The organism is Streptomyces sp. NPDC001970 (genome assembly GCF_053594115.1).
The window spans coordinates 24,155-34,410 of the sequence record NZ_JBSFDW010000044.1 but is presented as its reverse complement, the minus strand read 5'-3'; the positions used below and the strand labels follow the sequence as shown (position 1 = coordinate 34,410).

Sequence of the window (10,256 nt, the reverse complement as noted above, 5' to 3'; positions counted from 1 at the left end):
GGTCCCCCCACGCGCGGGCGAGGCCTTCGCGGGCCTACCATAGATGGCTTACATAACTTACTGCCGCGGGGGGGGGGGGGGGGGGCGGGGGGGGGGGGCCCCCCCCCCCCCCCCACCACGCGGTGGGGACGGGGTTTGCGGAGCCGGTAGGGGGACAAGGACCCGGTACTGCCACGTGGGCTTGTGGCCCCGCCGACGTCATGTGTGGTCTGTTGACGGCTTGTTCCGCTCCGCGCCCAAGCGGGCGAAGTAGGCGATCAGGTCGGGGTTGTCGACCGCCGCGGGGTTCAGGACCTGCTCGGCGGAAACGCCCTGGAGCAGGCGCTTGACGGGAACCTCGAGCTTCTTGCCGGTCTTCGTGTGCGGGAGGGCCGGTACGGCGAGGATCTCGTCGGGGACGTGGCGGGGTGAGGCGCCGGCGCGGATCGCGTCGCGGATCCGGTCGCGCAGGGAGTCGTCCAGGCCGACCCCGTCGGCGAGGACCACGAAGAGCGGCATCCAGTAGCCGCCGTCGGGTTGCTCCGCGCCGATGACGAGGGCCTCGGTGATCTCGGGGAGGCGTTCGACGACGTCGTGGATGTCGGCACTGCCCAGGCGCACGCCGTTGCGGTTGAGAGTGGCGTCGGAGCGGCCGTGGACGATCACCGAGCCGTGCGAGGTGAGCGTGATCCAGTCGCCGTGCCGCCACACACCGGGGTAGGCGCCGAAGTAGGCGTCGCGGTAGCGGCTGCCGTCGGGGTCGTTCCAGAAGCACAGCGGCATGGACGGCATGGGCCGGGTGACGACCAGTTCGCCGACCTGATCGAGGACAGGGGTGCCGCTCGCGTCGTAGGCGGCCAGCGCCACGCCCAGGCCGGGGGCGGACAGCTCCCCCGCCCATATCGGGGTCGTGGCGGCACTGCCGGCGAAGCCGGAGACGACGTCCGTGCCACCGCTGGTGGAGGCCAGCTGGACACCGGGGCCCACGTGGTCACGGACCCAGGGGTAGGCGGAGGCGGGCAGAGCGGAGCCGGTGCAGCCGACGACGCGGATGGCCGACAGGTCGTGCACGGAGGGTTCGATGCCCAGCTTGCTCATGGCCAGCAGGTACTGGGGGCTGGTGCCGAAGACGGTGACTTTGTGGCGGGCCGCCAGCTCCCACAGGATGTCCGGTCGCGCGAGCGGCGCCGGGCTGCCGTCGTAGGTGCAGGTGGTCGCGCCGGTCAGCAGGGTGGAGACGACCAGGTTCCACATCATCCAGTGGGTGGTGGTGTACCACAGCAGGCGGTCCCCGGTGCCCAGATCAGTGTGCAGGCCGAGCATCTTGAGGTGTTCGAGCAGGATCCCGCCGTGCCCGTGGACGATGCCCTTGGGCAGGCCGGTGGTGCCGGAGGAGAAGACGACCCACAAAGGGTGGTCGAACGGCACCGGGGCGATGGTGAGGTACTCGGTGCGGGTGGCGGCGTCCTCCCAGGGGACCGTCAGCCCCGGGTGCCCGCCCTCGGGCCAGGCAAGGCCCACGTGGTCCACGAGCACCGTGGCCGTCAGCGTCGGCAGGGCGGCGGCAAGTTCGAGCGAGGCGGTCCGGCGGTCGTGTGTGGTGCCGTTGAAGAGGTAGCCGTCCGCGGTGATCAGCACCGTGGGTTCGAGCTGGGCGAAGCGGTCGGCGGCGGCCTTGGGTGCGTAGTCCTGGCCGCACACCGACCACACCGCGCCCAGGCTGGCGGTGGCGAGGAAGGCGATGACGGCGTGGGGGGTGTTGGGCAGATAGCCCACCACCCGGTCGCCCTGTCCGACGCCCAGGTCGCGCAGGGTGGCGGCGACGGAGGCGACCCGGGAGCGCAGCTCGCGGCCCGTGATCTCGTAGCCGGCTCCGGTCTCGTCCAGCGCGGTGATGGCGGGAGCGTCGGGCTGTAGGTTGCGCAGCGCGTGGTGAGCGTAGTTGAGGGTGGCGCCGTGGAACCAGCGGGCGCCGGGCATGGTCTCCTCGGCCAGCACCCGCTCGTACTCGGTCGTCGCGTCGATGTCGAAGTACTCCCACACCGCGGCCCAGAACCCTTCCAGGTCGGTGACGGACCAGCGGTACAGGGCTTGGTAGTCGGTGGGGTCCTGGATCCCTTCGGCGCCCTGGTGCCGGGCGGCCCATCCGGCGAAGTCCGCCATGCGGCTGCGGGCGGCCACGTGCGGGTCGGGAGTGAAGAAGGGTTCCGGATACGGTGCGAGGTGCGGGCTCGTCATGGTGTGGTGTTCCTCGTCAGGGGGCGGGCCGGACATCGGCGGTATGGCGGGCCGTGTGCAGTAGGGGAGCCCAGGCGGCGGTGTCCGTGAAGTCGCCGGTGCCGGCCGGGACGGTGTCCATCACGACGCGGTCGGGGCGCAGCAGGACGGCGTCGGCACGGCCGCGTGCCAGCCAGCCGGCCAGGGTGCCGTCGTCGCCCAGGTCGTCGACGTGGATCGTCGGGGCGCCCAGTGCCGTGGCCACGGCGGTCATCTGCGCCGTGGGCGGCACAGCGGTCAGGACGGCGAAGGAGTCCCCGAGGACGTCATCGAGGCGCACTCGCCTGCCGTCGTGCCGTACCCAGGGCTGCGGGCAGAAGGTGCCGGCCAGCACGCGGCCGGTCAGCCTGGGGCGGCGCCGTACGAGTGGACCGGCGGTCAGGGCAGGGCTGAGGTCACGGCTCACCGCCGCGGTCACGCCGGGGATGCGACAGACCGTGCCCACCACGGCCCGGCGGAACGCCGCACCGCGGTCCTGCCCGCCGGTCATGGCCCAGCCGACGGCGACCGCCACGCGGATCACATGGCGGGCGTGCGGCTTGCGCTCGCGTTCGTAGGTGTCCAGCAGCCCCTTGTGTGCGCCCTGTTGGAGCACGCGGGCGAGCTTCCAGGTGAGGTTGTAGGCATCGCGCAGGCCCGCGCACAGACCCTGCCCGACGAAGGGCGGGGTGAGGTGGGCGGCGTCGCCCAGCAGGAAGACACGCCCCCGGCGCCACCGGTCGGCGAGACGGGCCCGGAAGGTGTACTGGGCCTGCCGGATCACCTCGAAGTCGTCGCGCTGCGAGGCCGGCAGGTCCACCCAGGGGGCGACCAGCTTGCGCAGGCGCTCCCATCCGTCCGGGCCGTCCAGGTTTTCGTCCTCGGGCAGCCGGAACTCCCAGCGGTAGCGGTCCTCGCCGACGCGCATGAAGGTGGCCGGCCGAGTGGGGCAGCAGATCTGCTCGGCGCCTTCCCAGGTACGCACCGGGCGGCTGGTGCGCACGTCGATGACCCGCCAGCTCTCCTCGAAGTGCAGGTCCTCCCAGTCGGTGCCGATGGCGTCACGGGTGAGACTGCCCGCACCGTCGCAGCCGAGGACGGCATCGGCCCACAGGTGCTCCTCCTCGTCGCTGCCGTCGCGCCGGAAGGTGACCCGGACCGGACCCGTGGGATCGTTCGGTCCGTCGGTGTCCTGGGTGACGGACACGACCTCCACCCCGCCCCACAGCTCGCACTCGGGGCGGCGCGCCAGGGCGTCGCGCAGCAGGCGTTCCAGCTCGGGCTGGTTGAACATGCTCAACTGCGGGAAGCCGTGGTGTCCGTGCAGGGACCGCGGGAATTCGGTGATCACGCGGCGCCGGGCGTCCAGCAGCCGCAGCCCGGGCGCCGGGCGGACGAGGGCGGCGAACTCCTCGTGGACACCGACACTCTGCAGGATCCGGCGGATCTCGTCGTCCACGACGACGGCGCGCGGCAGGGGGTAAACGTCCCGGTGGCGTTCCAGGACGACGCTGCGCACGCCGCGCCGGGCGAGCAGGAGGGCGGCCGTGACCCCGACGGGTCCGGCACCGATGATCACCACCGGTATCCGGGATGCGGCCTTCATGGTGCGTCCGTAACGGGGGTCCGCTGCTCGCCGAGGTCGATCCGCCCGTCCGGGGTGGCGATCGTGGCGGTGATGAGGTCACCTTCGCGCAGGTAAAGGGGGTTCTTGGCCTGGCCCTTGAAGAACGCCTTCCACCTCACCGCGGGCGACAGCAACGCACTGATCTTCGCGATCGGCTTGGGCGGGGCCTTCAGGGCCGTGCCGCCGGGAGTGCCGGTCAGCAGCAGGTCGCCCGGGTCGAGGGTCTGGAAGCGGGCGAGCAGGGTGAGCGCCTGTGCGGGCCGTACGATCATGTCGGCGAGCGTGCGGTCCTGGCGCGACACGCCGTTGACCGACAGCCGCAGCCGCAGGTTCAGCAGCAGGTCGAAGTCCTCGGGCTCCAGCAGGGCCAGGTACGGCCCCGTCGGCGTGAAGGTCGGATAGGACTTGCTCTCGTAGAACTGGGTCTTGGTCAGCTGGACGTCGCGGGCGCTGACGTCGTTGGTCAGGACAAGGCCGGCGACGTAACGGGGCAGGTCCTGCTCCTCGACGACGGTGCCCACGGGCAGGGGCGCGCCCATGACGAGGCCGAGTTCCACCTCGTAGTCGAGGAACTTCACGTGCGCGGGGCGGATGATCGCGTCACGGGGGCCGCTGACCGAGCCGGACGCCTTGCGGAAGAAGGTGGCCGGAATGTCTCCGGTGAAGCCCGAATCCTTGGCATGGCTGCGGTAGTTGACCATCTGGGCGACCACCCGGCACGGGGTGGTGACCGGAGGCAGCGCCACCAGGTCGTCGACGGGCGTGCCGCTCTCGGCGGAGGCAGCGGCCTCGCGGATCGCGTCCCGGTCGGCGAGCAGTTCGGCGGTGGTGACCGCCTTGGTCTCGATGCGGACGGCGCGCTCGTCCCGGACGACCCACCAGCCGTCGGCGGTGCGCAGAACGTTGGTGCTCATGAGCTCATCGCTTTCATCAGGCCCAGCAGGCGTGCGGGGTCGAGTTCGTTGTCGCCGCGCAGGGCCGTCATGACCTCGCGCAGCTTGGCGGGGGAAGGGTTCGTGCCCAGGAAGTCGCGGGTGACCGGCGGGCCCCACTGGGCCAGGCCGCTCGCCGACATCGGCGCCCAGCCGGGCTCCAGGTCGCAGGAGAAGAGGTCGCCGTCGGCGAAGTGCTCCAGCATGAAGTGGTCGGGGTCGCGCCAGTAGTCGAACAGCTGGCTGCCCTGGATGTGCCGGCCGATGCCCCAACTGCGCTTGTAGCCGCGCTCGGCCAGGTACTCCCCACCGGCGCCGATCGCGTCGAGGTCGGTGACCTGGTAGGCGGAGTGGACGTAGCCGGTGCCGGGCCCCAGGTGCAGGGCCAGCGTGTGGTGATCCACGGCCAGGCCGCCCTGGTCGCACCGGATGAACGCCATCGTCGGCCCGCGCCCGCGCTGCCCGTCCAGGAACAGGAAGTCGGACACGATCATCCCGAGGGTGTCCAGGTACCAGTCCAGGGTGCGGGCGAACACCCGTGTCTCCAGCACCACATGGCCCAGCCGCTGGATACGGGACGGCTCACGGGGCGGACGCTGGGTGGCGTTCGTACGACGATGATCGGTACCGAAGTTGAGGATCAGCGGCTCCTGCTCGGGCAGCGCGGGCAGCTGCTCGGCGCAGTGCACGACACGGACCGGCAGGCCAGAGGGATCGAGCAGTTCGACCGACTGCCCACCGCCCGGTACGCCGATGTCACGGACGGTACTGCCGGTGGCGCGGGCCAGCCGGTCAAGGTCGGCCCGCTCGGCCGCGCGGAACGCCGGCCCGATGAACCGGGACGCACGCCCCCGCCGGATGACCATGCAGGGTGAACCGGCGAAGGTGCCGCGCAGCCACAGCTCGCCCTCGGTGCGGGCGGCGATCGCGAACCCGAAGTCACGCGCGAAGACCTCGGCCCGGTCCAGGTCGGGCTTCTCGAACTCAAGCCAGGCCAGATCCGCCACCTTGATCACGGGATTCCGGGAACGTCCGGGGTGCTCTCCGCGCAGGGCGCCCTGCTCACTGTGGAGGTCTTGGTGGGGCGTCTGGGGAGCGGCCCTGTTGACGGGAGTGTGGGACATGGTGTCCTCCAAGCAACACTGCTGTAATGAGGAAATCATCAACTTTGCCGTTACTCATCGTCAATAGGGTGGACCCAAATAATTGATGATCTCATCAGTAATGGCAGACTGATCGTGACGGTTGTTACACTCGCCGTATGCCGACGTCAGCCCCGCCCAAGAACCGCTTCGAACGGCGCCGTGCCGAGACCCGTCAGGCGCTCGTCCGTGCGGCCCGGCAGATCCTCGCGGAGACCGGGGACACCAGCGCCAGCATCCAGGCCATCGCCGAGCGCGCGGACGTCGGTTTCGGCTCCTTCTACAACCACTTCGCGTCCAAGACGGAGCTGTTCGACGCCGCGGTGACAGACGCCCTGGACGAGTTCGGGCAGGTCATCGACGAGCGCGTACAAGGAATCGACGACCCGGCCGAGCTCGTCGCCGTGGGCTTCCGGCTCACCGCCCAGATGGCCGACTCCCACCCTGAACTCATGCGGATCCTGCGTGACCGCGGTCTGGCCCAGATCCACACCGACCGGGGCCTCGCCCCCCGAGCCCTGCGCGACCTGGAGATCGGCATCGCCTCGGGCCGCTTCACCTGCACCAACCCGACCACCGCCCTGTCCGCCCTCGGCGGGACCCTGCTGTCCCTCGTGGCGCTGCGGCTGGCCCGCCCCGACCTCGACGGCGACGAGGCCGCCTCCGACCTGGCCGAGATGGTCCTGCGCATGCTCGGCGTCCCACCGGACGACGCCCACCAGGTGACCCGGCGGCCACTGCCCGAGCTCGGTTGACCCGGAGCACCGGCTGCGCCAGGCTCCATGGACGCCGGAAAGCCGTGGGCGCCAGCCCGTCCGCCGGTGGCCGCGCGGACCCTCACCCTCGACCACGACCAGCCCGTGAGACCGGGCTTCTCCCGGACACCGCGCAGCCGGATGCGGCCTGCTGAGGCTTCACGGTCCGCCGGCCCGGCGTAACGTCGTCAGTGTGGACTTCCTTGCGGACAGTCTTCTGTCCCGTGTCGCGCATGAATTCAGCCCGCGAGCGGACGAGCTGATCCACGACGTAGAGCAATGCCTGCGGCGCGGGGTCCCCGAGCTGTGGGACGAACCTGACATCGCACAGATGACGAGGGAGAACGTCGCCGAGCACGTCATCGCCCTACTTTTCGGCATCGAGCACGGCATCGAGCCAAGGCGGATCGATCAGCCGGCCGCCGACGCAAAGCGCGCGCGTCGGCTGGCTCAGCGCGGAAAGCCGGTCACAGCAATGATGCGCGCCTTCCCCCTCGCGCACGGCCGTATCCTCGACCGGCTGCTCGAAGAGCTGCCCCGGCTCACCAGCGATGCCGAGTCGATCAACGCGGCGGCACGCAAGCTGATCGCACTGTCGATCGGGTACATGGACCGCACATCGCAGACGGGCATTCTGGCCTTCCAGGAGGAGCGGGATCGCCGGGTGCAGTGGCGGCTGTCGGTGGTGAACGAGGCGAGCGCACGCGTCGGAACGACCCTGGACATCGCCCGTACCGCCCAGGAGTTGGCGGACCTGGCCACCGAGCGATTCGCCGACGCCGTCACCGTCGACCTCCTCGACACGTCTTCCGGAGAGGACCCTCCTGCGAAGGGCACACTCGTGGTCCGCCGGGTCGCCCAGCGGTCGGTGATGGACGGTTACCCCGAGACGACCTACCTGGAAGCGATCTACGGGGAATCGTCGGTTCCGCCGCAGCAGCTCCACAGGTATCCGGACGGATCACCACCGGCTCGCGCCCTGGTCACCGGCCGGCCCTCACGGCACCGCCTCGGCACGTCCGCATCAATGCTGCTGGTACCGCTGTGCGCCCGTGGCACCACGCTGGGTGTCGCTCAGTTCTTCCGTCACCATAGGCCCGACGCGTACGGCGACGAGGATCTGCTCCTCGCCCAGGAGATCGCGGCCAGGGCGGCGGTGGCCATCGACAACGCCCGCCGCTACACGCACGCGCGCGCCACCGCCCTCGCCCTCCAGCGCAGTCTGCTCCCGCGCAGTACACCCGCGCTGTCCGCCCTGGAGGTCGCCTGTCGCTACCTGCCCGCTGCCGCCCAGCTCGGCGTGGGCGGCGACTGGTACGACGTCATCCCGCTGTCCGGTGCCCGGGTCGCACTCGTGGTGGGCGACGTGGTCGGCCACGGCATCCACGCCGCCGCCACCATGGGCAGGCTGCGGACCGCCGTGCGCACCCTCGCCGACATCGACCTACCGCCCGACGAACTCCTCACCCACCTGGACGACGTCGTCATCCGCCTGTCCGCCGACGTCTCTTCCGAAGTCTCTGCCCAAACGGACACCGAATCCGCGGGGGACGTCGGAGCCACCTGCCTGTACGCCGTGTACGATCCCGTCGCCGGCCGCTGCACCCTCGCCCGCGCGGGCCACGTGCTGCCCGTCGTGATGACCCAGGACGGAACCGCCGACATCCTCGAACTACCCGCCGGCCCGCCACTCGGCCTGGGTGGCCTGCCGTTCGAGACGGCGGAGATCGACCTGCCCGAGGGCAGCCTCATCGCCCTCTGCACCGACGGCCTGATCGAGGCCCTCGACCACGACATCGAGGCGGGCCTCACCCGCCTGTGCCACGCCCTCGCGCAGTCCTCCACCTCCCTGGAGGCGACCTGCGACACCGTCCTCGAAGCGCTGCTGCCCGCAGACCGACCGCACGACGACGTGGCACTCCTCCTGGCCCGCACCCACGCCCTCGGGGACCGTCAGGTCGCCACTTGGAAGGTGGATGCCGACCCGGCCGAGGTCGCCCGGGCCAGAGCGAGCGTCTCCAAGCAGCTGACCACCTGGGGACTGGAGGAACTCGACTTCACCACCGAACTGGTCGTCAGCGAACTGGTCACCAACGCCATCCGCTACGGCCGGCCTCCCATCCAGCTGCGTCTCATCCACGATCGCACCCTCATGTGCGAGGTCGCGGATGCCGGCAGCACGACTCCGCACCTGCGCCGGGCTCGTGTCTTCGACGAGGGCGGGCGAGGTCTGTTCCTCGTCGCCCAACTCGCCGAGCACTGGGGAACGCGCCATGCCCGACGTGGCAAGACGGTCTGGGCGGAGTGCGCCCTGGGCACGCCGGAGCTCTTCTCGGACGCGGCAGCGCTGGACGTGGAGGGTATTCCTGGGGTCGTATGAGCACCATCTCGCCCGGCCCGCCGAGACGATCGCGAGGTTCTCGGTCCAGCGATCGCACCGGCCACCGCCTCCATGACGTTTCCTCCGACAGTTGCGGCCTGCGGCACCAGCCCGGTCGCCTTGATGACAGTACTCACGGGTGGGGGGCGATGACGGCGCGTCCTTGGATCTTGCCGTCGTGCAGGAGCTGGTATGCCTCGTTGGCGCGTTCCAAGGGGAAGTGCTCGACCAGCATCTTGATCTTTTGCTGCTGGGCGAGGGTGATCACTTCCATCAGCTCGGGAAGGGAGCCCCAGTAGGGGGAGGCGACCGAGCACTCGTGCGGCGGGCTCGAGAAGTTGACGGGGAGGGCTCCGCCGCCGAGACCGACGATGGTCAGGTGGCCAAGCACCCTGGCCACCTGAGCAGCCATCCGCAGAGTCGGGTCTATGCCGACCATGTCCAGCACGAGCTGAGCGCCCTGCTGCCCCGTCATGTCCTTGATGCGCGTGACCGCCTCCTCGCCCGAGAGCAGCGCCTCGTCCACGCCCATGCGCTTGGCGGTTTCCAGCTTGCCGGCATCGGTGTCCATGGCGACGACGGTGGTCGCCGCGCTGAGCGCTCGCACAGTCTGGATGGCGATCTGCCCCAGACCGCCGACCCCGATCACCACCGCGGTCGAGCCCGGCCCCAGCAGGTGCACCGATCGCTTGACGGCGTGATAGCTGGTCAGCCCCGCGTCGCTGAGCGGGGCGGCCTGGCGGGGGTCAAGGGTCCCCAGCGGAATCAGGAATCGCGCCGCCGGGACCAGCAGGTACTCAGCCATTCCGCCGTCGTGACCGCCTCCCAGGCCCCCGCCCTGACCAATGACCTTCTGGCAGTAGTTCTCCCGGCCCTCCCGGCAGTTGGCGCACACCCCACAGCCCCAGGGACCGTAGACCATCACAGGGTCTCCGGGCGCGAACCCGGTGACACCCGGTCCCAGCCTCTCCACCCATCCCGCATTCTCATGGCCGAGCGTGAAGGGCAGTTCCGAGGCGAACCCGGGTGGTGGTCCGGGTGCCTCCATGATGTGCAGATCTGAGTGGCACGCACCGGCACCCCCGACCTTCACCAGGACCTGCCCCGGCCCGGGCTCGGGCACCGGCACCTCGCGCAGCTCGGGCGGTTGCTGCCATCCGACCAGTTGAAAAGCCCGCATAGCGA

7 protein-coding genes are annotated in these 10,256 nt (G+C 70.5%); 2 read left to right on the top strand and 5 right to left on the bottom strand.

The genetic code is table 11. The annotated features are described in order from the left end of the window. Nucleotides 1-198: 198 nt before the first annotated feature. The 4 genes from ACWCP0_RS35970 to ACWCP0_RS35955 are packed head-to-tail and all read right to left on the bottom strand — an operon-like array spanning nucleotide 199 to nucleotide 5,918. Nucleotides 199-2,217 (bottom strand): acetoacetate--CoA ligase, encoded by a 2,019-nt coding sequence (locus ACWCP0_RS35970; protein WP_451082954.1) that lies wholly within the window; start codon nucleotides 2,215-2,217, stop codon nucleotides 199-201. A 16-nt stretch (nucleotides 2,218-2,233) separates the two neighbouring features. After that, entirely contained in the window at nucleotides 2,234-3,841 is a 1,608-nt protein-coding gene (mhpA, locus tag ACWCP0_RS35965; RefSeq protein WP_451082953.1) for a bifunctional 3-(3-hydroxy-phenyl)propionate/3-hydroxycinnamic acid hydroxylase MhpA, read from the bottom strand. After that, the gene (locus ACWCP0_RS35960; RefSeq protein WP_451082952.1) at nucleotides 3,838-4,776 is read right to left on the bottom strand and encodes a fumarylacetoacetate hydrolase family protein; all 939 of its coding nucleotides are present in this window, start codon (nucleotides 4,774-4,776) and stop codon (nucleotides 3,838-3,840) included. Before ACWCP0_RS35960 ends, mhpA begins: the two co-directional genes overlap by 4 nt. Beyond that, nucleotides 4,773-5,918: a VOC family protein gene (locus ACWCP0_RS35955; RefSeq protein ID WP_451082951.1), complete on the bottom strand. Its 1,146-nt coding sequence runs from the start codon at nucleotides 5,916-5,918 to the stop codon at nucleotides 4,773-4,775. The genes ACWCP0_RS35960 and ACWCP0_RS35955 overlap by 4 nt, the downstream gene beginning before the upstream one ends. Before the next feature lie 137 nt (nucleotides 5,919-6,055). On the opposite strand from ACWCP0_RS35955, the gene ACWCP0_RS35950 reads away from it, so the two are divergent. Next, nucleotides 6,056-6,691 carry a TetR/AcrR family transcriptional regulator gene (locus tag ACWCP0_RS35950; RefSeq protein WP_451082950.1) on the top strand — a complete coding sequence of 212 codons (636 nt, stop codon included), beginning with the start codon at nucleotides 6,056-6,058 and terminating at the stop codon, nucleotides 6,689-6,691. 193 nt (nucleotides 6,692-6,884) lie between these two features. Continuing rightward, nucleotides 6,885-9,071, top strand: a complete 2,187-nt coding sequence (locus tag ACWCP0_RS35945; protein ID WP_451082949.1) for an ATP-binding SpoIIE family protein phosphatase — start codon at nucleotides 6,885-6,887, stop codon at nucleotides 9,069-9,071. A gap of 133 nt (nucleotides 9,072-9,204) precedes the next feature. Here ACWCP0_RS35945 and ACWCP0_RS35940 read toward each other — a convergent pair whose 3' ends face one another. Next, nucleotides 9,205-10,251, bottom strand: coding sequence for an NAD(P)-dependent alcohol dehydrogenase (locus tag ACWCP0_RS35940; protein WP_451082948.1), 1,047 nt, complete (start codon nucleotides 10,249-10,251; stop codon nucleotides 9,205-9,207). Nucleotides 10,252-10,256: the final 5 nt, after the last annotated feature.